Below are 25629 nucleotides of genomic sequence, written 5' to 3'. Positions count from 1 at the left end.
GGCCCGACGGATCGAATCCCGATTGAGCTCCCGGGCCCGGTCAAGGTGTTCCGAGCGCCAGAGACGATTTAGCTCACGGATCCTGTCGCGGTTCGCCGCCACATACTGCCGCCGCCGCTCCGCCGCATCATCAACAGACGGATGCTCCGCCAGCGACTTCTGCGCGCCGGCGGCTTCCTCAGACGGGACGTTCCTGATCGCGTCTACTCGGCAGACGGCGGCGGAGCCAGCTCGATGACCAACGCAAGCAGTTCAGAGCGATGCGCCGTCGGATTCGTGATCACACGCCCGACCACGACGCGCAGCCGCTCGGCATCCTCGTCTCCGATCCCGGCGACGGGCTCCAGGCAATACGCGATGTCATTCTGGAGGTTGTGGCCGTCATCGTCGACGGCGATCTTCGGATAGTAGAACAATGCAGCGAGCGCGGTGCGGCTGAGCAGGTCGTCGAACTGCTCCTGCGGAATCGTCTTAGTGAAGCCTCCTGAGGCGGTCGTGTGTGAGCCAATCATGCCGCTACCAGGAGGTACGCTGGCCGTGACTGGCTGGGCCGTCAACTGCGCCTCGACGCGAGCATCGGCTCGTCTATGCGCTCCATGTCGACGTTTTCGGCGAACAGGACCTTCGCCATTCGACGGCGCGCCACACTTTCACGAACTCGCACCGATACCAACCGCATCAGGCTGACGGGCCCGACCCCAAGAAACTTGAGAGTGTTCCAGACAAACAGCAGCACGAGGAGGTTCAGCCAACCGGGACCACCGGCTTCGAGCAGGTCCGCGCAGTACGCCGCTGCGATCGCATACAGAGCGGCAAGCAGCATCGCCGGCACGCCCCACTTGAGACCACGCCGGGTGTGGATGGCGTTGGTCACAATGTTGGTCGGCATGAACCGACGCAGGAAGTAGTAGCTGCGGGCGAGGACGCCCACAATGAATTCGAACACGATCCAGCCCTTCAGATGTTCGGCAACAAGAACCTGAAAGGACTGAAAGTCATGCCTTCGCAACAAGCGGCGGCGCGTTTTAGAGGTTGCCCACTAATACTGTAGAACCGGATGCCCGCGTGCGAAAGTATCGCGCGTGCACCTTCAGAGCGGATGCTTGCCCCGCTCCCCTCCGCTCACACGGTCGAGCCCAGCCGCCCAACGGTATTCTGGACACCATGACGGGCGAGCGAACGTATCCGGTGCTTCCGTGCCCCGATCTGGACAGTGGTTTGGATTTCTACCGGGCTCTGGGCTTCGAGGCCACGTACTCCCAACGCCGACCCTATCCCTGCGCCGTCGTCGCCCGCAGCGACCCGCAGATCCACCTTTCGGCGATCGACGGATTTGATGCCTCTGCCTCGTATGCGAGTGTCATCATCACGGTGCCCGAGCCGGACGAGTTGTATGAGGCATTTTCCGCTGGGCTCCGCGCACACTACGGGAAAATTCCGATGAAAGGGATCCCTCGCATCCTGCCGATCCGGCGATAAGCGGGGACAGCCACGGCGTTCTGCGTCGTCGGCGTTGGGGGCAACTGGCTCCGGTTCTACCGAACGGGTGCAACAGTGGATGAACTGCCGGCCGGCCGGCCGGGGTCGGTCTCAGGCAAGTGATCGACGTGGCCGCTCGGCAGGGCGACGCACGCGGCGATGAACGTCAGGCCATCTCCGTCCTCGACGCTGGACTCACCCGCCACGCGGATGCGCCCGCGATCGAACGCTTTGACGCGCTCCTCTACCCCGCTGAGCTGTGCATGCGGATAGATCAAGTTAGCGCGGCCGACCTGGCCCAGGCGGCGGACCGTCTCCGCGATCATGCTTTGGGCGCGGAAGCCGAGCAGCAATTGGCGCGACTTCGGGAATCGCTCGACTGACCACCGGGTGCGCCCGGCTGGTCCTAGGGCGTGTCTCCCAATGCCCATTATTGTCCGGAGGACAACTCCGCCGCGGTAGGTCAGCCGCTCTCCGCCGAGGCGTGGTGTCCGCGGGCTCCCGGGCACCTCGGGGAACATGGGCGAGTCGCCGCTTTGACCTGGGCCAGGAGAAGAGCCAGCGGGCGCAGGTTACCCTGTTCGGATCAGCCGGCTGGTCGCAGCAGGCGCGGAGACTGCCGGATCGGTCAGAAGTGCTTCCGCGCGAGGGAAGCTTATGACCGGCCCATCAGGGCGTATCCCTAACGATGTTAGGTTCCGTCGTCTCAGCTTCTGCTTGGGACTCAAAAAGCCAGGGACCGGGAGCGAAAGCTCCCGACCCCTGGCCGGTTTCGGTGAGGCGGTTTTAGTTGTCGGCGTTGACTTCGCCGTCGACCTTCAGGTCGATGTCGGCGTCGGCGCCCTCGGCTGAGGCAGTGGCGTCAGTCGTTCCCTCAGCCGAAGACTTCGCGTCGAGGCTTGACTGGATCTGTTCGGTGACCTTCTGAATCTCCGGTCCGTAGCCGCCCTCGAGCGCGGAGGCCAGGAGGGCCTCGGCCGCAGCGGCCTGCTCGGCTGCGGGGAGTGCCTGCTGCTCGGCGAGGTCTGCCGTGAGCGCTTCGGGAAGCTGGGCGAGTAGGGCCGGGTTCTTGGAGATCGTGGTGGCAATCTTCTCGGGCGCACTCGCGGCATCCGTTCCCTGCTCGGCGTCAACGGCCAACAGGCCACGCAAGGCTGCAGCGAGCGGATGTGCCGGGTCCTTCTGGATCTCCTCGGCCAGCTTCTGGATGTCCACGCCGTAGCCGCCCTCGAGCGCGGTGATCTCGATCTTGTCGGCAGCGGCCGTCTGCGCGGCGGTCGCGGCGCTCTGGTCGGCAGTGGCGGCGTTGAGCGCGGTCAGGTCGGCCTGCAGGTTCGCCGGGAGGCTCTCGAAGAGGTCCGGGTGGCTCGCGAGCGTGTCAGAGACCTGCTTCGTGGTCTCTGCGTTGTTGGCGCCCTGGAGGTCGGCGCGCAGCTCCTTGGTCAGCGAGGCGAGCCCGTCGTGGCCCGCGTGGGAGCTCGTGCTCGACGTGTTGTCCGCGGTCAGCGGGGTGGCGTTCGCTCCCGCGACGCCGAGACCGAGAAGTGAGCCGACGGTCATCACGGTGACCGCGCCGACGGCGATGCGCTTTCGGGCTGGCGAGCCGAAGGCCGTGGAGGTGTTGTTCGAAGTCATATGTGGATCCTTTCGATTACTTGCGGTAGTCCGACGAATGCCGGACCAGCCACACTTGGGCACGGCCCGAGCTTAGGTTTCGGCCGTGCCGCGAAACTCCGTGGAGGCTGACCGGTGAGGGAATCGCGTGTTCCCGGGAGTTGGTTCGATTCGGCGATATCGCTCTGATCAGCATAATAGATACTGAATCAGAAGTTTCTATCCGTCGGATAAGAGTCTTCCCCGAGACCGCTGGGCGCCCGGACGGTCGGTCGCGGCCCGGCGATGCCGTGGCATTTCGGGCGAGCCCCATCCTGGGAGACCGCTTGAGAAGCGGGAGCAAGACTGATCTTGCTCCCGCTTCTCAAGGGTGCTCAAAAGACAAGCAATAATCATTTCGGTACTGGTATTAGGAGACACGCCCTAGTCGTCGACGACGGCGAGCCCTTCGCGGGTCGGGGTGGCGAGAACGTTGCGCATCGACTGCACCTGAACTGGCGAGTGCCCAATCCAATCCCCCCGTTCTCCCACCACCTCCACCGGCTCGCGGGTGCGGGTGCGGTAGGACTGAGTCGGATTGCCGGGGAATTTCTGATCCGCCACATTGGGGTCATCCTCGAGGGCCCCTTCGGTACAACGAAGTAGAACCGTCCCCGGCCTTCCCCGACGGCCAAGTCAGCCCCCCAAGTTGCGGCGTCAAGCGTCGCCGTCAGATAGACAAGGTTCGTCTGCCTCCCGGCTTCGAAGTTCGAGTCGCGACCGGGAACCAACAGATCCGCGACCGCCAAGCCCGCTTTGGTCCCGTGCAACAGGACACCGAGTTCGTAGTCCTCTGATGGTTTGGGCTCGCTGGCCATAGTCACCCCTAACTCGAGTGTTGCGACGTTGGCTAGAAGACGCCACGCTAAACCGGGGCCAAATCAACTTGCTATATCCCGTACTCCGAGATGGACGGTAGTAAATGCCTTAGTCGGTGAGTTTGAACACTTTGGACAATTGGTCAATGGTGAATTGATTCCGAAGCTTGCAGGCGCTGTTCTGGTTGGCAAACAAGCCGACTTGCCAGTGAGCCTGCTCTAACGCCACGGTTCCGATCCACATGACCGGAACGACGTACTCGGCGGAATCAATTCCCTCACCGCCTGAGGGGTGGCGGTACGTTCCTTGCAACTCCAGCGATCGGAAAGCTTGATCAGTCCCCTCGACATTGAGAACTGCCTCATCCGCTGACTGCACGCGTCCTTGGACGATGCCAACGCCGACGTACCCGCGTTGTGGGACGTGGACAAACACTCGACCTCCTTCGGGAAGGCCCCTGAGGGTTCTGGAATACCAGTCGCCTCCGCCTGCGGAAACGAAACCGTATTTGCGCGCGTCGTCCCATGTTCGCGAGTCCCCCTCGACACCAAAGGAGACGTACCAGTCATTCCCATTCCAGCTGGCTTTGGTTGATTTGCCTTGAGCAGTGCCTGGTGCAGTAGCGGGGGCGGCCCCGTCAATGAGCCATGTTCGCGCCAGATATTCGTGACCGTTGTCGGTGAAGTATCGAAAGATCATGACGTTGATCGGGACGCCATGTGTTTGGTTCAGATAGGCCACGATTCTTTCGGTGCTTGGATCTAGGTTGCTGGCAACGATCGTCATGACGTGGCCGGAATTCAGCTCGTCGAGCACCGGTGCTCCGTCAAACCGCTTGGCAAATGCTTCGTCGAAATTTTCGCCGGGATGATGGGCGTCGAAAATGCTCCGAACGTCATCATTGCCGAGTTCCTGCACCCACGATGCGTAGTCCATTGTCTGAGCGACCACGTCGCGCGGCGTTCGGTCCCGCTTGAGTTCGAGAATGTGCAAAATACCCTCGGAATCGATTCCCAGAACGTCAATGTACTTGCCGTATTTGGTGAGTACTTGGCTGCCAAGGAATAGCAGTTTCGATTCAAGGATCTCGGGATCATCAAGGATGAGCTGTTCGAGCTTGGCTTCCAGCGGCATCGTTTGTGGAGTAATTCGCTGAGGCTTGTCATCCACGCGCCAAAAACCAATTTCTACCGGCATTCTTTTCCCTCCAAGTGGATAGTGCTTCCACGATACGGCTTCGAGGCGTGCACCCCAGACAGAGTGGCTTCGTGCCTTCCATAGCCGATTCAATCGGTTAAATTGGGATTCCCGATGCCGGTCGGTGTGGTGTCTCGTGTCAACGGCTCGATGCTGCACACCAATTTAAAAGCGAGTGACCAAGGGCGGAAGCCCGGGACTGACGATAGCTCTGCGGGCGTCGTGAGTCCGACGTTCATCCGCGAGCCATTGCGCCGTTTCGAGTGCGGCATGGGGGCGAGCGGCATCGAGCTTCTGAGTTGTCGAATCTGGGACTGCCCCAAGGGGCCGAACGCCGACGATGCCGTAGCGGTCTCGGTACGCCGCTACCGCGCAAGCGTTCTGCCGCCAAGCGGTGGCCGTCGCCCCGCGCGGAGCGGGGCCAAGCGCTCGAGTCCACGGCTCCCCCGCGAGCAACGCTTGGTCGAGCACGGCGGCCGCCCGCGACTCGATCAGGTCGGCTCGGTCGACCAACGCCTGGTGCATGGCAGCGTCCATCGGCCCGAGCGCACGCGGGATAAGCCCTGCGACAAGTCGCGGCACGCGGCGCGTTCGTCCTGCCCCGGTATCCCGCGAAACCACCGCCGCGACTCGAGCCCGCAGCACCGCGGCGATGTCCTGTGCATCCTCGAACCCGCGCGCAGCAACCACCCGCGGCAGCAGGCTCGCCACGTCCACAAAGTGCGCCTCAGCTCGCCGCAGCTCCGCGGCCAACGGGCCGAAGGCATCCGAATTGACCACATCTGAAACCTGCGAAGGCGAGAGACCGCTCGCTCGCACGAGAGAGGCCCACCGGTCGTGCTGCGCGGCCGCCGCGAGTGTCTCGTACTCTGCCGCGAGTTGCGCGACCGATCCCCAGGCATCTTGCTCGGCGGTCAGAGTCTCGTGCGCGGACAGCTCGGCGAAGCAGGTGCTTTCACTGGCGGATCTCACGGCGGCGTGGCGGGAACGGGCTTCACGCGTGCTCGGGCGCGAAGCGGTGGGAACCCTGTCGCTGCCGGGCGATGCGGCCCCGCTGCGCGAGTGGAACGATCCCGAGTCGGGGGCGGTCATGATCCACGACCCGCACGGGCAAACCCTCACCGCCGTCGTCGCGGTATCGCACCCGGCATTCGCGCTGCTCGACCCGGACGAGCAGCACCGCCGCGTGATCGGGTGGGGCCGGGTGCTAGCCGGGGCCTGCCGGTCGGGGCGCATCGCGCGCCTGCAAGTGTCGGAGCGCACGCTGCCCGATTCGGGCACCGGGCTGGCCGAGTGGTGGGAGGGGCACGGCACCAACGATGGCAGCTGGGCCGCAACCACCTACCGTGATCTGATCGAGCGGGCCGGGCCTGCCGGTGAACGCCATGCGACGACGATCGCCCTCTCCCTCGATTTGAGCGCGGCGTCTCGGCAGGTGCGCACGCAGGGGGGCGGCATGCGCGGCGCAGCGACCGTGCTGCGCCAGGAAATGACAGCCCTGACCGGAGCGCTGCGCGCGGCGGACCTCACGGTCGGCGGCTGGCTCACCGCCGACGAGCTCGCTGTGGTTTTACGAACCGCCTACGACCCCGCCGTTGGTATCGATCTGGAGCGGCATCCGCTGGTGGGGCGGTCGCTGGCCACGGCCGGGCCAGTCGCGGTCGCCGAGAGCTGGGATCACCTCCGCACCGACAGCGCGTTTCACGCGGTGCTGTGGATCAGCGAATGGCCCCGGTCGCAGGTTTTCCCCGGTTTTCTGTCGCCGCTGGTCTTCACGAACGGCATCCTGCGCACGGTGTCGCTGCATTACCTGCCCGTTCGCGCCGACCAGGCCGCGCGCGACCTGCGCAAGAAGAAGACCGAGCTGATCAGCGACGCGCACCAACGCACCCGTATCGGCCAAATAGAGGATGCCTCCGCCACCGCCGAATACGATGACCTCCTGCACCAGGAGGCCGACCTCACCGCCGGCCACGGAGTGCTGCGCACGACCGGACTCATCTGCGTGACCGCACCCACGGTCGATGAGCTCGACGCCGCGGTGGCGTCGATCGAGCAGGCCGCCATTCAGGCCTCGTGCGAAACGCGCCGGCTCGTTGGTCAGCAGGCGCAGGCGTTTACGTCTGCGGCGCTGCCGTTGTGTCGGAGCGTGTGAGCGACACATGGCTTCGAGCGGCTGGATGCCAGCATCTACGATGCCCTGCAACGGTTTGCGGCTTACTTGGACGCAATAGTGACTCGCATGGACTCGTCACTCATCCTCGGATAAACATGGCAAAGGCCCGGGTGGTACTAATTGGAAGCTGACCAGTCGACACGCTGGTTTGAACTGACCATGAAGTCAACTTCCACCCAGTGGCGGCGATTTTGGCGAGCGCGGATTCCCATTCAACGTTGCGCCCAACCATTCCCATCGGTTCCGTGAAATCTTCCAGTATCCACTTGATGCCTCCATCCCTCAAATCAATAAAGGTTGGCGCGTAAAATGACTGCCCTTCGTCCCACGCCTGCTGGGCGTCCAGCGAGATCTTCTCAAGAGCACTGGGAGTTTCCTCGGTCATTGGAGATCCTTTCGATAAAGCGGATTGACTTCGCTGTCCATACTCGTCGCCCCGTCGATGGCTTCGACCAAAGATCTCAGTATCCTCGCAGACGCACGGCACGGGGCTGCCCCCTGGTCGTGATCAGAGGCCGTCGCGCAGCCATACTCAGTCGGGCATGACGCCTCTCACTTAACTGAGTCATCGCATTCTCCGGCCGCGTAACGCTTTGCGCACCTCCACATCAAAGCAAGACGTGATGGGAGCGACGCATGGCTGGGTACGAATCAAAGAACCGCACATCTCGATGGATCAGTGTGGCCTTCCTGCAAGGAGCTGAGGCCGACGTGGTGCTCGCCATGATCGACCGAAGTGGAGCATCCGCTGCGTTCGACTACCTGCAGCCACAGGACCTCGGCGAGGCCACGACCGATGCCGCCCTCGAAAATGGGTACGTCTACGACCGCATCCCGGCCGGCCGGACCGACCACGTCATCGAGCATGACGGCTCCCCGTACGCTCTGACCTACAGCAGGACGTACAGGTACGTTTCACTGCTGCGGTGGCATCCACTTGAATCTGAAGTGCAGCCAACCCGCCCGGGTTCCCGTCAAAGCGACATCTGGGCCGCCCCGCGGTCAACGCGTCAGACCGAGCGAACGCTCACGCTGTGAAAGACACCGCAACCGAGCGGATACACACGGCCGCGTTGGTCGAGCCGCGCGGCGAGCTGCGCCGCGACCGTCGCGCCCGGCGGCGAGAGGCCGCCAAAATCGAAGCGGATGCGCAGAAGGCCACGACCCTCGCCGCCCGTACGCGGTGGCACGCCGAGCGGGATGAAGCGCGATCGGGCGCCTACCTACCCAGATCGGGCGAACTCGGCCCGGCCCAACTGCGAACGCCCGGACGACTCAAACTGCCCAAGCACCAGGACACCACGGCGACGCTGTCCGGCCACTATCCGTTTCTCGCCGAGGCCGGACTCGGTTCGGCGGGCGTCTTCGTCGGGAAAGATCTCTACTCGGGCGGATCCTTCGTCTACGACCCATGGGTGCTCTACCAACAGGGCATGATCACCGCGCCGAACATCGTGCTGGCCGGCATCGTCGGCTCCGGCAAGTCCTCGCTGGCGAAGTCGCTCTACACCCGCTCGCTCCCCTTCGGCCGACGCGTCTACATGCCGGGCGACCCGAAGGGCGAGCACACCGCCGTCGCCGAAGCCGTCGGCGGCAAGGCCATCATTCTCGGCCACGGCCTGCGCAACCGGCTCAACCCTCTCGACGAAGGGCATCGGGCGGCATCCGTTTCGGACGCGGAATGGTCGGCGCAACTGGCCGCCCGCCGGCGCGACCTGATCGGCGCCTTGGCCGAGACCGTGCTCGATCGCCCGCTCAGCCCGCTCGAGCACACGGCCATCGACCTCGCCCTGGCCGATGCCGTGCAGCGCCGAGGTGCGGAACCTGCCCATGATACTCTATCGCATCCTCTCCCCCAACCCCGAGGACGACGAGGGCCGCCTCGCCGAAGACGGACGCCTCGTCGGCCATGCCCTGCGATGGCTCGTGGCCGGCGACCTCGCCGGACTCTTCGACGGACCCTCCACCGTGCGCTTCGACCCGTCGCTGCCGATGGTGTCGCTCGACCTGTCGCGAGTGGCCGAGAACTCGACGCTCATCTCCGTACTGATGACGTGCTCCTCGGCGTGGATGGAATCCGCCCTCGCCGACCCGGCCGGCGGCCAGCGCTGGGTCATCTACGAAGAGGCCTGGCGGCTGATGGCGTATCCGGCACTGTTGCGCCGAATGGATGCCCAGTGGCGGCTCGCCCGCCACTTCGGCATCGCCAACATGCTCATCTTCCACAAGCTCAGCGACCTCGACAACGTCGGCGACTCCGGATCCGCCATGCGCGCCCTCGCATCATCACTGTTGGCCAACGCGGAAACCCGCATCGTTTATCGCCAGGAGACGGACCAGCTCGGGTCCACGGCGAGTGCGCTGGGGCTGAGCCGCACCGAGCAAAAGCTACTACCTGCGCTCGGCACCGGGCAGGGGCTCTGGCGGGTGAAGGATCGCAGTTTTGTGGTGCAGCATCAACTGCATCCCGACGAGCGCGCGGCGTTTGATACGACGGCGCGAATGACGTCGGGGCAATAGCCCCCACAGTATTCGCCTGTACTCATCCAACTAATCGGGCCCCGACTGTACCGCCAAGCATTTTCTAAACTGGCGTAAGGGCCGTCGGCCTCCAACGCTAAGGTCACTCTCATTTTAAGGTGAACGTCGGGTGGACAAAGCAGTGCCGAAAAGCGAGAGCAACATCCCAGCATCCGTCAGCAATCGGGATCGAACGGGCCCGGAGTGCATTTGGTCTGCCGGGATGTCACACCGAATGACGGGGCCCCCGCCACCCCGAGCCATAGCTAGCTCGATTTGTTCGAGCCTGACGCGGTTCGATGGCTCGTGGCCGCAATAGTGAGGCATACGCCGGCGGAAATAGCGACACCAACGCCGACCCACCAGTCATCCGCCCGAGACTGCCACGCGGAGATAAGGCTGAAAATAGCCATCACGGCTAAAACTCCTCCCAGTATCCAAAGCACGAGCCTGAGAGGGCGCGGAATTGTTCCATTCATGTGTTGAACCTTTCAGTTTTCCAGCCTTATTCGATCATAGGCACCAGAGAGAGATGAGCCACTTGTACATGACACCCAGCCCAGCCTTGAGACCTCCCGCAGCGGCGATGACGCCTCCGACTGGTCCGCTAAAGAGCGCAGCCACACCTCCCGCTGCTGCGACCAGAGTGCCAATAGCGATCTCGCCCTCAGCGTACTTGTTGAGGTACCAGCAGAAGTCACGAGTCGATGTGGCAGCGCGAGCGGAAACCGTGTCAGAGTCCGAATTACCCTCGACCTGTGATTGTCCCGTGAAGTTCAAATCGGCTGGATCAATTTTCACCCCATTTGTCCAGGAAGTCATCGTGGCATCGGTGTGATACGCGATCTCCACAGTCGATATCTGTGCGCCATCCGTATCAAAATACGCTCCGAGGAATGAACGCACCTCCGTCTGAGGAGAATCAAGACCAACAGAAACGAAAGAGACCACACCGGGGATCGACCATCCCTCGACGTCTGTGGGGTCCAGCACATACGTGCTGGCGGCTTGGTCCGGAAGATCGGCCTCCAGCAGCAATGCAGACGCCTGGGAATCGGTGAGAGTGACCTGTTCACTGGACATAGGTGATACTTCCGCGGCGTTAGCGGGAGACGCGCCAAACGCTGCGAAAAGGCTTCCTAATGCAATTGCAGTCATCAATCCTTGGGACTTGCGTTTCTTCTTCTGCGTCATAGTCATGAAATTACGCTACTGCGCCAGATTGGATATAACAACCCAATTTGGTATCGACATGGGGGCTCGGTTTTTCCCGTTGTCAATCCCTGAGATTGTCCCACTTTTCAACGGAAAGCCGCGCGTTCTACATACCGCTGATCTTTTATTCACAACTACGGATGGAATAGTTTTCCTCACCCAGAATATCGGCCTCGCTGAATGTAAACAATTCTATGGACAATCCTCGAAACACTGTTGATAACGAGGTTACCATCGCACGTCCCGATGGCTGATCAAACGAAGAATCCAACTAATCCAAACCGCCAGGCGGATATCGGCTATCACGGGATATCCACCTCTGTGAGAGGATGCGGATTTGCCTCAGGGCCCAGCTCTGATGCTGAAGATAGGCGAATACAAAATACGTGGCCAGAGCCATCGAACACTTAGGCGACTCCGGGTCCGCCATGCGCGCACTCACGTCATCGCTGTTGCCCAACGCGGAAAACCCTCATCGTCTACCGGCAGGAACCGGACCAGCTCGGATCCCATGCGAACGCACTTGGGATGAGCCGAACCGAGCAGAAACTCCTGCCAGCCCTCGTCACCAGTCAGGGGTCGTGGCGGGTGAAGGATCGCAGCCTTGTGGTGTAGCACCACCTGCATCCTGATGAGATGGTGGCCATTGAAACAACGGCGCGAATGACCGCACGGCGATAGCTGCACACCTGATATCTGAAGGAGCAAGTCTGGCGATGGAAGGATATGCGCATGACGCTCGCGTCACTGACCGAAAAGTGCAATGCGACGTACCTGCCGGGCTTCGCGGCCGAGTCTTTCGGGCGACCGCGTCGTCCTCCACGCGACGGTCATCAACGCCGATCCGGGCCTGAAATTCTAAGCAGATGACCTCCCAGCGACCGCAGACCGACCTCGGCGACGAGCTCACCAACCTCGGTATTGGACTCCTGATCGGTGCGGCAGTGTTGGCCCTGCTACTTCGTGGCTCGGGTGCTGTCGCGGCCTGGCAACTGGGACCGCGCAGCCCACCGGCGGAGCGGAGACCGGGCTCGCCGTGCTTCTGCACCCAGACAACCCGGCAGCAGCGCTGCGGGCACCAAATCTGAATCCGGTCGCCTTTTGGGCGACGATGATCTTGCTGGTGGGGCTGGCATCAGCTTTGGCATTTGTGTTGTGGCGGATATTCAGAGGCGTCACGAAGAAGGTCGACCCGTTCCGCATCGCTGGCATAGCGACCCGTGCCGAAGTCGCATGTGCCGCGTCGCATGCGGCCAGCATGAAACGCGCTGCGCACCTTCGACCGTCGCTCGCGAAGGCTGGTCCGAGCGATGTTGGGTATCGCATCGGGCGATCACGCAACACTGCGGTTTGGGCGAGCGTAGAGGACTCGATCCTGGTGATCGGCCCGCCGCGCTCCGGCAAAGGCGCGCACATTGTGATCAACGCCATCCTCGATGCGCCAGGCCCAGGCGTGACCACCTCCACCCGCCCCGACAACCTCACCACCACGCTGCGCGCACGGCAACGGATCGGACCGGTAGCGGTCTTTGATCCGCAGTAACTGGCGGCGGGGGTGCCGGTAGGACTGCGGTGGTCGCCCATTCGTGGGTGTGAGGATCCGCTCACGGCGATGATCCGCGCGGCCGGTCTCGCTGCCGGAACCGGACTGGCCGCGGGCGGCGTCGACGGCGGCGGATTCTGGGAAGCCAAAACCCGCACTGCACTGCAGTCGATGCTGCACGCTGCCGCGCTCGACCGCTGCTCTCCGGCGGACCTCTTTCGTTGGACCCTCGACCCGGCCGCCGCCCACGACGCCGTCTCCATTCTGTTGAGCACTCCCGCAGCGGCCACCGGCTGGGGCGACTCTCTCCGGGCCACGCTCGAGGCCGACCCGCGCACGCGCGACTCCATCTGGCAGGGCGTTTCACTTTCGCTCGGTGCCTTGGCTGACCCACGCGTATTGGATTCCGTCTCCCCGCCGGAGGGCGAGGAGTTCGACCCCGAAGCGTTTCTGAGTAGCAACGGCACCCTCTACCTACTGGCCACCGGCGCCGGCTCGAACAACTCAGCCGCTCTCGTGTCGGCGTTCGTCGAAGACCTCGTCGAAACTGCTCGCCGTATCGCTGCCCGGAGTGCGGGCGCACGGTTAGACCCGCCGCTGCTGCTCGCCCTCGACGAGATCGGCAACCTTGCGCCACTCCCCTCGCTCCCCACTCTCATGGCCGAAGGCGGTGGCACCGGGATCACCACCATGCCCGTGCTGCAGTCGCTCGCTCAGGCCCGCACGAAGTGGAGCGACAACGCCGCTGGCACCATCTGGGACTCGTCGATCGTCAAAATCGTGCTGGGCGGCGGCTCCAACTCCCGGGACCTGCACGACCTCTCGACCCTGATCGGCGACCGTGACGAGACGACGGACTCGACGACCATCGGCGACCGCGGTTCACGCTCATCGCAGCGCGCGATCCGCCGTGTCCCGATCATGCCGCCCGACACCATCCGCACCCTGCCCTTCGGCACCGGCCTGATAATGCTCCGCGCCGCCCCGCCGATCATCGCGAGGCTTCAGATGTGGACCGCCCGCCCCGAGTCCAAGGCGCTGCGGGCGAATCGCGAGGAGATCGAGGGGCTGATGCGCGTCCCCGCCGCCGATCCCGAGGAGCCGTCCCGCCCAGACGATTGATCCGGCCGCGCTGGTCCGACTCAGACTAAAGCTAACGATCATTGATGCAGTCAATCCGATCCGCGGCTAGCGCCCTGGCGACCGCGCAATGAGACAGAAAACCAACAAACAGTGTCGTTATTGAGCTCGGTGCTGGGCGACGACTACGTGGGTAGGACCTTTCCGCCGAGGTTGACGACCGCGCCACTATTGACGAAGACGCGTTCGACGAGAAGCGAGCCGTTGTCGGGAAGTGGAGGCAATATGCCGGTGCGTGGATCGGGATGATCCCGACTAGATGCCGCCCAGGTGAGACGCCCAATAACTGCATCAGCATTGGAAACCCACCAAAACGAGCCATCAAATACGACCTGGAGCATATCGCCAATATCGATGCTGCTCACGGATGGCGTTATTGATTTTCGGAAAAGGGAGCTGACTGTCGGTGTCCCGGCCGCCATGAGATCGGCTGCGTAGCCGGAGGACGTCCCGTAAAGGCGGTCACCGTTCTTGTGCGGCAGGCCGATTGGTAAGTGCGACATCCAGACAGGATTCGAGTTCATGCGGATCAGCCTACTGAGGCCACCGGTGGCAAAGCCGATCGGGCCACCTGTAGGTCCATCGGGAAACGACTCGGATGGTAGCCATGGCGCGAAACCGGGACCCGCAGGTTTCGTATGGCGCACCTCATAGTGAGCGCGGACGACTACGGTCCGCCCCAATCACAGGAGGTCAAGTCCCATGGCATTTCACACCCAGCAATCGCTGTCCGGTTTCATCGCTTCAGACCCTCAGCAGTCGGTCACAGAGAACGGCGACACCCGCTTCTACGTGCGCGTCGGGCAGCCGCACTTCCGCCACGAATGCACTGGAAGCTTCACCGCGCTCGAGCCAACGTTCCACGACCTCGCCGCCTACCGCGCCACCGCCGACCGGGCTCTTACCCGCTTCGCCAAAGGCGACAGTTTTGTCGCCGAAGGGTACGTGCGCACCTTCCAGGTCGAACGCGACGGCGAAACCATCCAACGCGAGGAGTTCGTCGCCAAGAAAATCGGCCACGACCTCGCACGCACCAACTATCAGGTCGACCGCACCCATCGCACAGGCTCGGACACCGAGGTCGAGCACGAGGCGGAAGCGGCTCACACTGGATCCAGGCGGTGAACCAGCAATGTCGGAGTCACTCGTCGAATGGGCATCCGGCGATCACGACGACGCCTCCTGGGACGACCTCGACGCGCACATGGCGGAGCCGCCACATCCGATCAACTGGAACCTGCTCAGCGCCGATAACGCTGAGGCCGAATGGATCGAACTCAACCACTGGGTGAACTGGCTGAGACGCACCTACGGGCTGCCCGCATCCGTCGTACCGCCGTTCTGGCATCGGCACCCCGAACTCGTCTGGGAACTCTCCGCACTGCACCTGCACTGGCTCGGCGCCTATGACCCTGATCAGCACGGCTCGGCTCCGTTCGGTTGGCATCGCGACTTCGCGGATGCCCGCCAGCGGCTCCGCGACTGGGTCGCGATGTCGGGCACACGTCTGGAACGCGACCGACACACTCGACAGACGGCGTGGCCCGGGGAACCGCCTGCAAACGCCATCAAGGATGTCGTGATCGGCGATCGCGACGAGGACTTCGTGCAGTTCGTCGTCGACGATGTCGCGCGTCGCCGTGATGCCGAGGCATCGCTCTACTCTCGCGGTTAATCTAGTTGATATCGCCAAGCCTTGGCTCTTGCGAAGGGCGCAAAGGCCCTGCGTCGCTGTCGCAGTTGACGCACCTGAGCGCGACTGATCAAAGGGCAGGGTAAACGCGACACTCTCGGGCTCGTGACCCGCAGAACCCAGTATTCGTGCGGACGCTGAGCGGGCGCGTCCGGCTTACGGAACGGCGGGATACAGCGGAGCGGGCGCGCTGAGGAAGGTCTCGCCGTGTAGTTTCGCAGAGGGCCGTGCGGTTCTTTGGGCGGCCGCGGCCCGGTTAGTCGTCTTCGGGTGACGCAGCGAACGCCGTCTTGGTGGAGGAGTACCAGTCCATTGATCGTTTTGGGTGCTTCCAACGATCTTTCATATCCTTGTGCGCTTGCTCGTGGGTGGTGTCTCCGGCCTTGACGGCGTCTTTGAGGTGGCGGTCCTGGGCCTTGATTACCTCATCAGCAGTATTGCCGTGCAACGGTTCTTCGCACGGGCCGCCCAGCTGGCGGCAGGTCATTGTTTTCATCGACTCGAATCCTAACTGTGAACGCGTTGCCCCGTTTGAGGTTTGCTACCTGTATAACGATGCAACGCCAGCAAGTGTGACCGCTGACAACGGGTTCGATTGTTGCAGGCGGCCGGTCAGCCCCGCTGTCCTCCTGCGTCGCGGCGGATGAGGTGTTCCAAAACGGCCGGATCGGCGCGGAAATCGATCCGAGACACAACCCCGCCGACGACCCTGAAATCAAACGCGACCCGCGGCGAGCCACGATGAAACCAGGCCGCGCCCGGGCGGCCGTCGATGAACACCGGCAACGCGGCTTTGGCCGCGCCGTTGAACATCGTCGCGACGGCGCTCCGTCCTTCTATCCGGGTGGGGGTTCCCGCCGAGATCGCCGCTTCATCACCGGCAACCACTACTCCCGGCGCCAGCAGGGCCAAGAGCTGCTCAAAATCGCCCTGTCGTGCGGCGGCGAGGAACGCGTCCACGACTTCCCAGTCAGCTCGGCGGCGCTGCACGCCCTGCGGGCGGACCTTGCTACGCGCTCTCGAGGCGAGCTTGCGGGCGGCGGCGGGAGTGGTGCTGAGGATCGCGGCGATCGTGGAGAAATCAAAGCTGAAGCTGTCGTGGAGCACGAACGCGACCCGCTCGCTGGGCGTGAGGCGGTCCAAGACCACCTGGAGCGCAATGCCAACCGTGTCGGCCAGGGCAAATGCATCGGCGGGATCTTCAATCAGCGAAGGGAAAGCCATGTCGTCGACCAGGATCGGTTTCGGGGCGCGCAGCCTGTCCAAACAGAGCCGCGTGGTCACCGTGGTCAGCCAGCCGGGCAGGTTGTCAATGACAGCCTCGGTGGAGTGAAGGCGCAGCCAGGTTCGCTGGACGATGTCTTCGGCCTCTGCGTTGTCCCGCAGGATCCGCCCGGCAATACGCAACAACCGGGGGCGCTCCCGCTCGAAAGCTGCAGTCTCGTCCATCCGCGTCACGCTTCCTTCCGGGGTCTCATACTATGGGTGACGTGCGGGCTGCGCCCGGTGTGACAGAGAGGTAGCGGAGATTCCGATGACATCGATTGATTAAATCATTGCCGCGTTGGGTGGCTGGCGAGGCGACATGCTGGCCCGCATTCGCGGCTTGATCCTTGAGGCCGAACCGAACGTGGTCGAAGAGACCAAATGGAAGAAGACGACAAACCCGCTCGGCGTGCCGACCTGGAGCCTCGATGGGCTCATCTGCACCGGGGAGACCTACAAGGACAAGGTCAAACTCACCTTCGCGAAAGGCGCCTCGCTCCACGACGCGGATGAACTCTTCAACGCCAGCCAGACCGCCAGAGTGAGGCGAGCCATCGACCTACACGAGGGCGACAAGATAAACGCCACAGCATTCCAAGCGCTCGTCCGCGCAGCGGCAGCGCTCAACAAGTCATAGACGAGCGCACCCCGATCCTCGTTGGCTGCCCACGTGGATCGCTGTGATCGACCGGAAGAGGTTCCTCTCTGACACGACCTCAGGGCATTGGGCAGTTATATGGATCAGCGCTAGATCTGTCGCATTGGTCGTCCCCCTTGCGGACAGCATATTTGGCGACGGCGACCGCGATTCCTGGCTGGCTTTATTGACTCGGCCCGCGCAGGAGCCTTGAACTTAGTACGTCTTGGATCGAGTCCTCCGGATGTTCGTAGGTGTGCCGATCGGCGTGTTCGATCACCATGATGTTGGACATTGTCGCCAATCGTTGCGGACCTTGCCAGAGAAGATCATCGCCCTTTTGAATCTTGGCTTTGGCAGGGAGAATCTGGAGAAGGGTGAAGCGATCGAGCGGGATGTGCACGAGTGGAGCGGAGAGAAGGTGAAGTCCTGGCTCCCGAATGTTTTCTCGGATCGGAACGATTGGGCAGTCGGAGGTTACAAGGACTGGATCGTCAAATCGGAACAGATGCCAAGGGCGTTCGAAGAGCTTTTTTGAAGCGTCGAAGACAAGATTCCTAAACCAGCCGACGTGAGCGTTCCGTGGTTGGGAGCCCTCCGGTACATAATAAGCGAGCGTTTCTGCCCATTTGCTATCTATTTCTTCATCGGTCCAGCCCAATACCCGGATCTCATCGCGCAGGCGGTTTACCGACGATTCGTCTAGAGACGATCGAAGGCTGTTCATTTGCGCCTCCAAAAAGCCGCGGGATCGTGGGGTCCTGAGATACTGTGCGCTCACCCACAAGGAGAGTCGCTGGCGCGATCTGTCGTTAAGGGGCCAACGACGAGCTGTGAGAACCTCGTTCAGTGCCCGAGCCGCGTCTGACTCGATTCGGCCGAGAATGTCTTCAAAGCCGTCCAATTCGACCCCATGCTTGTCATCGATTGTGTAGAGATCCTTGATGACCGTTGCATGCCGTACTGGTACCAGTAAGCCTCGCTGCGTGTTCATCGACCATTCGCGGACCATTCGTTCTCCGTCTGCAAAGCGACGCAGATAGAACTGCGGGACCACGTGATGGGCGTGCTTGGCTGCCACTGAACAAAACTACCGAGCAGCGTCCCGATCCTGAGACTTAGCGCGCAATCTCAATGAGGGTCTGGAGCGCTTCACATCGAAAGGTTCCCTTGCGGGCACTTCCGCGAGATACCGCGCCGTCGGCGGATTCAGCCGTTCGGGCGCCCGTCAGCCGTTGCGCTTTCGGGCGTTGGCTGCACTGTTGCTAACTGTAGTTTCTATGAGGTTCTCGCATTTAACTCACGCCGTGCTGGTTCACAAAGTCCATAGGAACTACAGCTGATCGGACTCAATATTGGGTTCCACGTAACGAGCAGCTAATCCGAGGTTGTCCCGCGAGCCACTCGTGTCCACTATCTGCACGGCATGATTCATGTCCGGAGAGCTGCTCATGATCGAGTCGAGCAGCTTCGCTTCTTCCGGAGAGACGAGAACCGCCAGCGCTTTCCCATGCCGGGTAAGAGTGATGCGTTCGTGCCCGTAAACGACTTCGTTGACAAGATTCGACAAATCCGCGCGAGCTTGAGTAACAGGAACTTCTTTCATCATCGTCTCGCATTCTGTACAAAATGTACATTCTTGGATTTAGACTAATCCGTACATTCTGTACATCTCAAGCGTAAGGGGAACCATGACGAATGCCCAAGCAGCTTTGCGGGCTCGCTACGTCCAATTCTGGATCGCGGCGACAGTGTCGGCGCTCGGCGACGGCGTGCGAGTTGCAGTTCTTCCGCTCTTGGCAGCATCAAGCACTCGGGATCCTGTGGCCATTGCCATCGTGACTGCGGCAGGTTTCTTGCCATGGCCTGTCCTTGGACTGCTCGGAGGAGCCGTATCGGACCGTTTCGACCGGCGCCGACTGATGTGGATAGTCAACGCCACTCGGGCCTTGATCGTCGCCGCAGCCAGCGTGAACCTTCTCTCAGAAAGGACACTTCCCATTGCAGCGCTCGCGATTCTCGCATTCACGCTCGGAACGGCCGAAACCGTGTACGACAACGCAGCCGTCGGATTCCTCCCCCAGCTGCTCCCGACCGAGCTGCTCCCGATTGGGAATTCGCGCCTATTCACGAGCCAACTCAGCGCCACACAGCTCGTAGGGCCACCCTTGGGAGGCCTTCTCTTCGCCCTCGGTGCAGGCATCCCCCTCGCACTGGACTCGATCAGCTTCGCCCTCAGCGCCCTACTCATTGCCTTTATGCCGCGCACGCCGCCGGGAGTACCTCACGTGCGGAAGAATCTTCGGCGCGACATCGCCGAAGGGCTCACCTGGCTCTGGCGCAATCCCACGCTCCAAGCCATGGCATTCATCACCACCGCTCTCGGCGCCATCAGCGGCGCACTCCTGGCCATGCTCGTGATCTACGCACGCCAGCAGCTACACCTGACGAGTTTCGGTTACGGCCTCCTCCTTGGAGCGTTCGCGATTGGCAGTGTCAGCGGCGCTCTGGCCGCCCCACGCGTCATGCGCCGATGGCCTCTTCCTCAGGTCTTAGCCGGAACTGTTCTTGTTGCCACCGTCATCTTTGCTTGCCTGGCAGCAACCTCGAACTCCATCGTCGCCGCGTTGCTACTCGCCGCTTTAGGAGTCGCCGTGAGCACCTGGAATATCGCCTCGGTCACCACACGACAACGCATCGTTCCCAACCGACTCCTCGGTCGCGTGAGTAGCGCCTACCGAGCCAGCGCCCTCACCTTCACTACGCTCGGAGCACTAGGGGCAGGGGTTCTCACTGCAACAACATCTGTTGCGGCAACCTTTTGGGCGTGCTCTGCCCTAGCGCTCGTGGGACTCGGTATGGGCGCACGAGGACTCGTAAAAATTCACGATGACAACTGAAAATCCTTCGCTCCCCGGGAGCGACCAGCATTCTTCACTCGCCATTGTTCGCTCGTTGTGACCATTCACAGATCGAAAAAGGTGCCCGTAAGAGGCTCGGCTTTCGGACACGACTGTCGTAACCAGCCCCGGTCAATAGAATTGCGTTTGTCCTGCGCCGGCCGGACCGGTCAAGCCCCGTGAGGAACCATGACATCTGACAACCGCCTCGAATTCGATCTCGCCACTATTTTTACGGCCCGAGATCGCGACGATATGGAACCCACCATCCGGGCCCTACTCACAATCCTCGACGAGTATCCCGAGGAACCGTCGGTGCTGTACGAGGTTGGCGGCGCATACGACACTGCTGGCCAAGAAGAAGCAGCCCTCGGCTACTACGAGCACGCGCTCGGCAACGGTCTCCACGGCGACATGCTGCGCAAATGCTATCTCCAGTACGGAAGTACCCTCCGCAATCTCGGCAGGATCAACGCTTCAGTCGCTGTCTTCGCTCGTGCCCGAACCGAGTTCCCCGACTCCGAATCGCTGGCGATCTTTGAGGCACTCACTCTTCACGCGGCAGGCCGCCCGAGTGCGGCCTTGGGGTACGTGCTTGAATTAATCGCGGACCGCTTCCAGTCTGAGGAAGTCACGCGTTACGACGCGGCGATCCGCGGTAATGCCGCGTACCTCATTGCCCTCGACTCCCCGGATACTTCGGATGTGACGAAAGCCCAGTAGAGGTTCCCCTTCTGGGCTTCGCAGAAATGAGAAAATTGGATCATGACTGTGGGAACCGGCGATTTCGAGTTGACCATGGACGAACTGCGAGTCGTGGCACGCTTTGTGGTGGAGGCAGCAGAGGAAGTGCTTCCGGTGTTTGAGGCCGCCCATCCAGATGACCCTCAGCCACGCGCGGCCGTCGACGCTGCGTGGGAGTTTGTCAACGGCGCAAAGAAGACCAACCTGCAGCGTGTCACAGCTTCAGACGCACACCGCGCCGCACAAGAAGCCGCCACCGAATCAGGACGGCTTGCCGCGCGCACCGCGGGCGACGCCGCAGCCGCCGCCTACCTGCACCCAATTGCGAAAGCCACTCAGGTGAGTCACATCCTGCGCGGTCCCGCAAGTGCGGCGCGTATCGCTGAGTTGGTCGCGGGTGACAATCCCGAGGTTGGCGACAACTTCGTTGAGCGAGCCAAAAACCACGCCACCCCAGGCCTGATTGATGTTCTCAGCCGTTATCCAAAAGCACCAACGGGAAAGAGTCGCGTCGATCACCTTATGAGCAAGTTGGACTCCAAGCTACGCAAATCCCGCTGAGGGTTCCGCGAGCGGACACCTTACGGATACTCCTGGACGTCGACGAGCCAGCCCTCCAGTGAGCGTCGGTGTTGCTCGGGCGGTAGGACAGCAAACTCTTCGACGTCAGGTTCGGCGTCTTCATCGATGCGCAGCCGAACGCCCTGAGCCGGGGCCAACATCGCTGTATTCGCAACTGGCACGATCTCGATCATGTATCGAGAGGGCGAAGTCCCCAGGAACGTACCATTACCGAGGTCGCGGCCAACCTTCGGCCACTCGTCGCCGTCCGCCGGCATGATCGATTCGGGCGGCGCGCCGTGGCCGGGCCGACGTAGCGACCGACGCTCGATGACGTCCTGCGTGACCGCGTGCACTGCAAGGACCCTGCCGCGCACACGATCGGTGAACTCTTCCTCATGGTGCGACTCCATCGCGTCTACCGTGGCCATGAGTTCCGGTCCGAGCATGTCAGCGAGACCAGCAGGCGGCGTTCGCGTCTCGATACCGAAGTCCACCCCATCGCCGATGGCAAAAGCATCGCCGCAGCACGCCCATTCCCATTCCGTCAGCCACACGCGCGTCATAACCCCACGCTAGCCCAACGCCCAAACAGCGACTCGGCCTGCGCTTTAAGGGATCCACGACCGGAACGTTGCAGCTGTCTCGCTCAGGGTTCCCCCGAGAAACAGTTCAAAACGGGGTTTGGGCAATTGCGGCAGTGTGGCACCGGGACGGAGTTGTGGGAATGTTGACCAATGGGGGAATCTAGTGCTGGGTGTCGACAGCGAAGCACTGGTTCAGGTCGTTCACGGTGAGCGCTCGTGGAGCAGTCGGCTCGATGATGGCGGCGACTCTGGTTTCCAGGGCGCTGGGCTTTGCGAAGGCCATTCTACTGGTGGCCGCCGTCGGCGGAACAAGTACGGCCGTCGCTGGTCAAACGTTTGAAATCGCGAACTCGGCGCCGACCTATCTGTTCGCCTTGATCGCCGGCGGCGTCCTCGGCGCCGTACTTGTTCCCCAGATCGTTCGGAACCTGCACGCTGGCCCCGCGGGTCAGGAAGACACTGACCGCCTTCTGACGATCATCCTTATCGGTGGGGCCGGCGCCACGGTCGTTCTTACCTTGTGTGCGCCGGGCATCGTCTGGATCTACGCCACGACGTGGTCCGCGCCGTGGCTAGGGCTTGCTACGTCGATGGCGTATTGGTGCCTGCCGCAAATTTTCTTTCTCATCGCCTTCGCCGTCTTGTCGCAGGTGTTGAACGCGCGCGGCGTGTTCGGTGCCCCAGCCTGGGCACCTGCAATCTCGAACGTCTTTGGCATCGGCGGCATCCTGGTGTTCCTCGTCGCTTTGCCCTCCGGACTGGGTGACGCTGGCTCGTGGACCCCACTGATGGTCGCGGTCCTCAGCGGGGCCGCGACCTTGGCCATCGCCGTCCAGTCCCTTTTGTTGCTGATTCCGCTGCGTTGCATCGGTTTCCGTCTGCGCTTCCGATGGGGCTTTGCCGGTCTCGGCCACATGTCCTCGCTGGCCGGCTGGACTCTGGGCGGGGTGTTTGCCAGTCAAGTGGCCTACCTGGTGACGGCGAACGTAGCCAGCAGCGCCGGAGAGTCACTCAACCAATTAGGCATCGACGGGCCAAGCCTGAACTCCCTCTCGATCGCATACCTGCTAATACTTCTGCCCCATGGAATTGTGACCGTGTCATTGACCACGGTCCTCTATACACGCATGAGCGGGGCGGCCGCACGCAACAACTTCGTTGAAGTCGAGTCCCTCTCCAATCTCGCGCTCCGACCTGTCGCGTATGTGTCACTCGCCGCCGCGGCAGTTTTCGTCGCTGTCGGGCCGATTCTGACTGAGGCGATCTTCGGCACGCCCCTCATCGGCCACGTCTTGCAGGTGCTGGCGGTCGGCCTCGTCGGCTTCAGCCAGGCCTACGTCCTCAACCGGACATCTTTCACGCTGCAAGACGCCCGAGGCCCGTTCATCACACAACTCACCATCGCCGTGCTATCTGCAGCCGGTGCGCTGGCAGCGGCGATCCTGCTGCCCCCGCAGCTGACCGTGATCGGAATCGCCGCCGGCATCTCGATCGCAAACATTGCCGGATGGTCGACAGCTCACGTCCTACTCCGACGAACTTTCCGAAAACGCGGACACGAACCCGACTCCGAGCCGGCCGCGGTGTGGGGTCTGACCCGGCTCTTGGCCACGGCAATGATCAGCGCCGCAGCCGGGCTGGCCACGACGACTATCATCGGCACACCAGCCAGCTTCATCGGAAGGGCCCTGATTTTCCTTCTCGCCGCCTTGATCGTCAGCGGGGTGTTTGTTGGGATCAGTTGGCTCTTGGGCGACCGTACAATCAAAGATCTCCGGCGGTAGCCGCAGCAAGAACTGTTTCCGCGATCCGACCGCCATTCTCAGATGCGTAAGCTTCCATCGGGAATCCCGTTGAGGGTTCCCCTCTCGAAGACGAGCGATTGCTCTTAGCCCCCGATTTGAACGAAAGTACGCAAAGGAGTCGGGCTGAAGTCACTTCCTTCGACGAAGCCCAGGGATTCGTAGAATGCGCGCTGGCCAGATTCGTCATCGGTTAGAAGTACCTTCTGTCGAACGTGGACGTAGCGCTCCAGGACCTTTTCTACCAGGGCCTTGCCGAGGCCGGCGCGTTGTTGACTGGGGCTCACAAGGATGTCTTGGAGATAACAAATAGTGCTGTCGTCGGAGACGACGCGGGCCAATCCCACAAGTTCGCCGTCCGCGTTCCTCGCCGTCAGGACGTACGACGACTGCTCCAGCGCACGGACAAGGGCATCTGGGTCGCTCGCGTACGCCGTCCACCCGACGCTTGAATAGAGACCAACGAGATCATGTCGCAGGAGGTGCTTCGACTCGGAAAAGGTAAAGGTGGGCATGGGACATGCTGTCACACGTCTATGCGGGCCCAAGCAATGTCCCGCTGACGGTTCGTGATGGGGCGTGCAGACTCCCCGTATCCCCCCTGTGCGCGCTCTTCTGTTGCGCGTCGTCGGCGCATGCCCCGGCCGGGTAGGCCGGACCGTAGACTCACACTGTACGAGCTGGCGATTGGCAGAGTCGCCAAGCACAGCCGTGACCGAAGGAGGGGGTGCTCTTGCGTCGATCTGGTCGCTTTCCTAGGGCGTGGACATTAGCCGTGGCTGCATCTATGGCGTCCGTCTGCGTATCTCTCACTGGATGCGCGTCGACGACGGGCGCGGATTCGGCGAGCCTGGATTCGATCGCCGAGCTCGCGAGAGCTGTTGGTATCACTCCTGAACTCGTGTACACGACTGAGGTAGACGGCTACGATCTCGCACCGCAGTCGGTCGGGCCGGGTGCTGCAGACGGGATGTCGGCTACCTGGTTCAACAGCAGCACGGGTGCGATGCTGACCATCCGTAGCGATTCCGGGGAACTCACGGAAGCGTCGTGTGCTGCGACACCCCTTTGGGATACGCCCGGCGGAGCGGTGACGTGTGCCAATGAGGATGGCGTCTGGCATCGGTCGGCTGGAGGCATCCACGAGTACGTCGCGGTGCGAGACGGTGCGCTGATCTGGGTATCCGGAATGAACGACGCGTCGCCAGCGAATCTTCTGACAGCCGCGAAGAAAGTGCACGTGCCATCGGATGCGGAACTCGAACTGCTCTTCTCCGACGTTCCCAAGACCCCGGGCGAACCGGTGGAGCGCGGAGACCTACCTGAGGATGGCGACGGTGCGCCGATCGATCCGACCGGGCCGGGTGGTTAGTTCCACTCCGCCGAATGCGGCCGCTTGCCGGGCCGCTCCTCATATCTCTAGCCCTAATCCTCGTGGCCGGCGAGGCGCCGTCTGAGCTCTAAGTTCTCACCCTGCGCCTTGGCCAGCGCGAGTTGGAGCTGGCTCAGTTTCCTCCGGTAGGCCTCGCGTTCGGATTTCAGCCGGGCCGAAAGACCGCAAGGCAGCGGACGTGCTGGGGCGCTCGTCCGCTCCCGGCGCGGTTACGCGGAGGAGGTGTTTGCTTCGAAGCTGTTCGATACCGGCGTCACCCCTGATGACATCCGACCAAACCAGCGCCGCCCTCGGCATTAAGCGG

The 25629-nt window shown here is 62.4% G+C and carries 27 protein-coding genes and 3 pseudogenes; 14 read left to right on the top strand and 16 right to left on the bottom strand.

The window, feature by feature from the left end; translation table 11 throughout:
- Positions 1-203 precede the first annotated feature (203 nt).
- Together E3T29_RS17865 and E3T29_RS17860 are read right to left on the bottom strand one after the other, a co-directional pair.
- Positions 204-512: a hypothetical protein gene (locus tag E3T29_RS17865; RefSeq protein ID WP_134346832.1), complete on the bottom strand. Its 309-nt coding sequence runs from the start codon at positions 510-512 to the stop codon at positions 204-206.
- Between the two features lie 41 nt (positions 513-553).
- Positions 554-1012 (bottom strand): sulfate permease, encoded by a 459-nt coding sequence (locus E3T29_RS17860; protein ID WP_370449195.1) that lies wholly within the window; start codon positions 1010-1012, stop codon positions 554-556.
- 152 nt (positions 1013-1164) lie between these two features.
- Between E3T29_RS17860 and E3T29_RS17855 the strand changes: the two genes are divergently transcribed.
- Both E3T29_RS17855 and E3T29_RS17850 read left to right on the top strand, forming a co-directional pair.
- Positions 1165-1479: a hypothetical protein gene (locus E3T29_RS17855; protein WP_134346831.1), complete on the top strand. Its 315-nt coding sequence runs from the start codon at positions 1165-1167 to the stop codon at positions 1477-1479.
- A 119-nt stretch (positions 1480-1598) separates the two neighbouring features.
- Positions 1599-1862, top strand: coding sequence for a hypothetical protein (locus tag E3T29_RS17850; protein WP_134346830.1), 264 nt, complete (start codon positions 1599-1601; stop codon positions 1860-1862).
- A gap of 403 nt (positions 1863-2265) precedes the next feature.
- Here the strand turns inward: E3T29_RS17850 and E3T29_RS17845 are convergent, their stop codons facing one another.
- From E3T29_RS17845 to E3T29_RS17830, 4 genes and pseudogenes are all read right to left on the bottom strand, one after another.
- Positions 2266-3114 carry a hypothetical protein gene (locus tag E3T29_RS17845; protein WP_134346829.1) on the bottom strand — a complete coding sequence of 283 codons (849 nt, stop codon included), beginning with the start codon at positions 3112-3114 and terminating at the stop codon, positions 2266-2268.
- A gap of 402 nt (positions 3115-3516) precedes the next feature.
- A pseudogene (gene arr, locus E3T29_RS17840) lies at positions 3517-3950 on the bottom strand (NAD(+)--rifampin ADP-ribosyltransferase).
- Between the two features lie 109 nt (positions 3951-4059).
- Positions 4060-5148, bottom strand: coding sequence for an endonuclease NucS domain-containing protein (locus E3T29_RS17835; RefSeq protein WP_134346828.1), 1089 nt, complete (start codon positions 5146-5148; stop codon positions 4060-4062).
- Positions 5149-5313: 165 nt separating this feature from the next.
- Entirely contained in the window at positions 5314-6120 is an 807-nt protein-coding gene (locus E3T29_RS17830; RefSeq protein WP_134346827.1) for a hypothetical protein, read from the bottom strand.
- Between E3T29_RS17830 and E3T29_RS17825 the strand changes: the two genes are divergently transcribed.
- On the top strand, positions 6107-7303 hold the full coding sequence (locus E3T29_RS17825; protein ID WP_370449200.1) for an SCO6880 family protein: 1197 nt from the start codon (positions 6107-6109) through the stop codon (positions 7301-7303). The two genes, E3T29_RS17830 and E3T29_RS17825, sit on opposite strands and share 14 nt — an antisense overlap.
- 100 nt (positions 7304-7403) lie before the next feature.
- On the opposite strand, the gene E3T29_RS17820 is transcribed toward E3T29_RS17825, so the two are convergent.
- Entirely contained in the window at positions 7404-7709 is a 306-nt protein-coding gene (locus E3T29_RS17820; protein WP_134346826.1) for a hypothetical protein, read from the bottom strand.
- A gap of 296 nt (positions 7710-8005) precedes the next feature.
- On the opposite strand from E3T29_RS17820, the gene E3T29_RS17815 reads away from it, so the two are divergent.
- Positions 8006-8362: a hypothetical protein gene (locus E3T29_RS17815; RefSeq protein WP_134346825.1), complete on the top strand. Its 357-nt coding sequence runs from the start codon at positions 8006-8008 to the stop codon at positions 8360-8362.
- A pseudogene (locus E3T29_RS17810) lies at positions 8359-9844 on the top strand (ATP-binding protein). Before E3T29_RS17815 ends, E3T29_RS17810 begins: the two are co-directional and overlap by 4 nt.
- Before the next feature lie 513 nt (positions 9845-10357).
- On the opposite strand, the gene E3T29_RS17805 reads toward E3T29_RS17810, so the two are convergent.
- A complete protein-coding gene (locus E3T29_RS17805) occupies positions 10358-11044 on the bottom strand; it encodes a hypothetical protein (protein ID WP_134346824.1) in 687 nt (228 codons plus the stop codon).
- Between the two features lie 881 nt (positions 11045-11925).
- On the opposite strand from E3T29_RS17805, the pseudogene E3T29_RS17800 reads away from it, so the two are divergent.
- A pseudogene (locus E3T29_RS17800) lies at positions 11926-13724 on the top strand (type IV secretory system conjugative DNA transfer family protein).
- Positions 13725-13867: 143 nt separating this feature from the next.
- Here E3T29_RS17800 and E3T29_RS17795 read toward each other — a convergent pair.
- Positions 13868-14266: a hypothetical protein gene (locus E3T29_RS17795; RefSeq protein ID WP_134346823.1), complete on the bottom strand. Its 399-nt coding sequence runs from the start codon at positions 14264-14266 to the stop codon at positions 13868-13870.
- Positions 14267-14444: 178 nt separating this feature from the next.
- Here E3T29_RS17795 and E3T29_RS17790 point away from each other — a divergent pair, with 178 nt between their 5' ends.
- Both E3T29_RS17790 and E3T29_RS17785 read left to right on the top strand, forming a co-directional pair.
- The gene (locus tag E3T29_RS17790; RefSeq protein WP_134346822.1) at positions 14445-14867 is read left to right on the top strand and encodes a single-stranded DNA-binding protein; all 423 of its coding nucleotides are present in this window, start codon (positions 14445-14447) and stop codon (positions 14865-14867) included.
- A gap of 79 nt (positions 14868-14946) precedes the next feature.
- Entirely contained in the window at positions 14947-15417 is a 471-nt protein-coding gene (locus tag E3T29_RS17785; protein WP_134346956.1) for a hypothetical protein, read from the top strand.
- 274 nt (positions 15418-15691) lie between these two features.
- On the opposite strand, the gene E3T29_RS17780 is transcribed toward E3T29_RS17785, so the two are convergent.
- Together E3T29_RS17780 and E3T29_RS17775 are read right to left on the bottom strand one after the other, a co-directional pair.
- Complete coding sequence (locus E3T29_RS17780) at positions 15692-15931, bottom strand: hypothetical protein (protein WP_092342623.1); 240 nt, start codon at positions 15929-15931, stop codon at positions 15692-15694.
- 116 nt (positions 15932-16047) lie between these two features.
- The gene (locus tag E3T29_RS17775; RefSeq protein WP_134346821.1) at positions 16048-16884 is read right to left on the bottom strand and encodes a sigma-70 family RNA polymerase sigma factor; all 837 of its coding nucleotides are present in this window, start codon (positions 16882-16884) and stop codon (positions 16048-16050) included.
- 136 nt (positions 16885-17020) lie between these two features.
- Here E3T29_RS17775 and E3T29_RS17770 point away from each other — a divergent pair, with 136 nt between their 5' ends.
- A complete protein-coding gene (locus E3T29_RS17770) occupies positions 17021-17338 on the top strand; it encodes a DUF1801 domain-containing protein (RefSeq protein ID WP_134346820.1) in 318 nt (105 codons plus the stop codon).
- A 184-nt stretch (positions 17339-17522) separates the two neighbouring features.
- Here the strand turns inward: E3T29_RS17770 and E3T29_RS17765 are convergent, their stop codons facing one another.
- Positions 17523-18419, bottom strand: coding sequence for a DUF4238 domain-containing protein (locus E3T29_RS17765; protein ID WP_134346819.1), 897 nt, complete (start codon positions 18417-18419; stop codon positions 17523-17525).
- Positions 18420-18671: 252 nt separating this feature from the next.
- The gene (locus E3T29_RS17760) at positions 18672-18947 is read right to left on the bottom strand and encodes a type II toxin-antitoxin system Phd/YefM family antitoxin (RefSeq protein ID WP_134346818.1); all 276 of its coding nucleotides are present in this window, start codon (positions 18945-18947) and stop codon (positions 18672-18674) included.
- 82 nt (positions 18948-19029) lie between these two features.
- On the opposite strand from E3T29_RS17760, the gene E3T29_RS17755 reads away from it, so the two are divergent.
- The 3 genes from E3T29_RS17755 to E3T29_RS17745 all read left to right on the top strand — a co-directional run bounded on the left by E3T29_RS17755 (position 19030) and on the right by E3T29_RS17745 (position 21543).
- The gene (locus tag E3T29_RS17755; RefSeq protein ID WP_134346817.1) at positions 19030-20238 is read left to right on the top strand and encodes an MFS transporter; all 1209 of its coding nucleotides are present in this window, start codon (positions 19030-19032) and stop codon (positions 20236-20238) included.
- 189 nt (positions 20239-20427) lie between these two features.
- Positions 20428-20961, top strand: coding sequence for a tetratricopeptide repeat protein (locus E3T29_RS17750; protein WP_134346816.1), 534 nt, complete (start codon positions 20428-20430; stop codon positions 20959-20961).
- Positions 20962-21003: 42 nt separating this feature from the next.
- On the top strand, positions 21004-21543 hold the full coding sequence (locus tag E3T29_RS17745) for a putative immunity protein (protein ID WP_134346815.1): 540 nt from the start codon (positions 21004-21006) through the stop codon (positions 21541-21543).
- 20 nt (positions 21544-21563) lie between these two features.
- Here E3T29_RS17745 and E3T29_RS17740 read toward each other — a convergent pair whose 3' ends face one another.
- Both E3T29_RS17740 and E3T29_RS20525 read right to left on the bottom strand, forming a co-directional pair.
- A complete protein-coding gene (locus tag E3T29_RS17740) occupies positions 21564-22109 on the bottom strand; it encodes a DUF6578 domain-containing protein (protein WP_134346814.1) in 546 nt (181 codons plus the stop codon).
- Positions 22110-22290: 181 nt separating this feature from the next.
- Positions 22291-22413, bottom strand: a complete 123-nt coding sequence (locus E3T29_RS20525; protein WP_255575407.1) for a hypothetical protein — start codon at positions 22411-22413, stop codon at positions 22291-22293.
- Positions 22414-22420: 7 nt separating this feature from the next.
- On the opposite strand from E3T29_RS20525, the gene murJ reads away from it, so the two are divergent.
- Complete coding sequence (gene murJ / locus E3T29_RS17735) at positions 22421-23914, top strand: murein biosynthesis integral membrane protein MurJ (RefSeq protein WP_166792453.1); 1494 nt, start codon at positions 22421-22423, stop codon at positions 23912-23914.
- Positions 23915-24018: 104 nt separating this feature from the next.
- Here the strand turns inward: murJ and E3T29_RS17730 are convergent, their stop codons facing one another.
- Positions 24019-24447, bottom strand: coding sequence for a GNAT family N-acetyltransferase (locus E3T29_RS17730; RefSeq protein ID WP_134346812.1), 429 nt, complete (start codon positions 24445-24447; stop codon positions 24019-24021).
- Positions 24448-24833: 386 nt separating this feature from the next.
- On the opposite strand from E3T29_RS17730, the gene E3T29_RS17725 reads away from it, so the two are divergent.
- Positions 24834-25304, top strand: coding sequence for a hypothetical protein (locus tag E3T29_RS17725; RefSeq protein ID WP_241987883.1), 471 nt, complete (start codon positions 24834-24836; stop codon positions 25302-25304).
- Positions 25305-25629 lie beyond the last annotated feature (325 nt).

Source organism: Cryobacterium sp. TMT1-66-1 (genome assembly GCF_004403435.1).
GTDB classification, from domain to species: domain Bacteria; phylum Actinomycetota; class Actinomycetes; order Actinomycetales; family Microbacteriaceae; genus Cryobacterium; species Cryobacterium flavum.
This window is presented reverse-complemented; position numbering and strand designations above follow the sequence as displayed.

Excerpts from the sequence above, each read along its gene's own strand:
- E3T29_RS17865 (WP_134346832.1), bottom strand. The coding sequence starts at position 512 with ATGATTGGCTCACACACGACCGCCTCAGGAGGCTTCACTAAGACGATT.
- E3T29_RS17855 (WP_134346831.1), top strand. The coding sequence starts at position 1,165 with ATGACGGGCGAGCGAACGTATCCGGTGCTTCCGTGCCCCGATCTGGAC.
- E3T29_RS17845 (WP_134346829.1), bottom strand. The coding sequence starts at position 3,114 with ATGACTTCGAACAACACCTCCACGGCCTTCGGCTCGCCAGCCCGAAAG.
- E3T29_RS17835 (WP_134346828.1), bottom strand. The coding sequence starts at position 5,148 with ATGCCGGTAGAAATTGGTTTTTGGCGCGTGGATGACAAGCCTCAGCGA.
- E3T29_RS17820 (WP_134346826.1), bottom strand. The coding sequence starts at position 7,709 with ATGACCGAGGAAACTCCCAGTGCTCTTGAGAAGATCTCGCTGGACGCC.
- E3T29_RS17805 (WP_134346824.1), bottom strand. The coding sequence starts at position 11,044 with ATGACTATGACGCAGAAGAAGAAACGCAAGTCCCAAGGATTGATGACT.
- E3T29_RS17795 (WP_134346823.1), bottom strand. The coding sequence starts at position 14,266 with ATGAACTCGAATCCTGTCTGGATGTCGCACTTACCAATCGGCCTGCCG.
- E3T29_RS17790 (WP_134346822.1), top strand. The coding sequence starts at position 14,445 with ATGGCATTTCACACCCAGCAATCGCTGTCCGGTTTCATCGCTTCAGAC.
- E3T29_RS17785 (WP_134346956.1), top strand. The coding sequence starts at position 14,947 with ATGGCGGAGCCGCCACATCCGATCAACTGGAACCTGCTCAGCGCCGAT.
- E3T29_RS17780 (WP_092342623.1), bottom strand. The coding sequence starts at position 15,931 with ATGAAAACAATGACCTGCCGCCAGCTGGGCGGCCCGTGCGAAGAACCG.
- E3T29_RS17775 (WP_134346821.1), bottom strand. The coding sequence starts at position 16,884 with ATGGACGAGACTGCAGCTTTCGAGCGGGAGCGCCCCCGGTTGTTGCGT.
- E3T29_RS17770 (WP_134346820.1), top strand. The coding sequence starts at position 17,021 with ATGCTGGCCCGCATTCGCGGCTTGATCCTTGAGGCCGAACCGAACGTG.
- E3T29_RS17760 (WP_134346818.1), bottom strand. The coding sequence starts at position 18,947 with ATGATGAAAGAAGTTCCTGTTACTCAAGCTCGCGCGGATTTGTCGAAT.
- E3T29_RS17755 (WP_134346817.1), top strand. The coding sequence starts at position 19,030 with ATGACGAATGCCCAAGCAGCTTTGCGGGCTCGCTACGTCCAATTCTGG.
- E3T29_RS17750 (WP_134346816.1), top strand. The coding sequence starts at position 20,428 with ATGACATCTGACAACCGCCTCGAATTCGATCTCGCCACTATTTTTACG.
- E3T29_RS17745 (WP_134346815.1), top strand. The coding sequence starts at position 21,004 with ATGACTGTGGGAACCGGCGATTTCGAGTTGACCATGGACGAACTGCGA.
- E3T29_RS17740 (WP_134346814.1), bottom strand. The coding sequence starts at position 22,109 with ATGACGCGCGTGTGGCTGACGGAATGGGAATGGGCGTGCTGCGGCGAT.
- E3T29_RS20525 (WP_255575407.1), bottom strand. The coding sequence starts at position 22,413 with ATGGCCTTCGCAAAGCCCAGCGCCCTGGAAACCAGAGTCGCCGCCATC.
- E3T29_RS17730 (WP_134346812.1), bottom strand. The coding sequence starts at position 24,447 with ATGCCCACCTTTACCTTTTCCGAGTCGAAGCACCTCCTGCGACATGAT.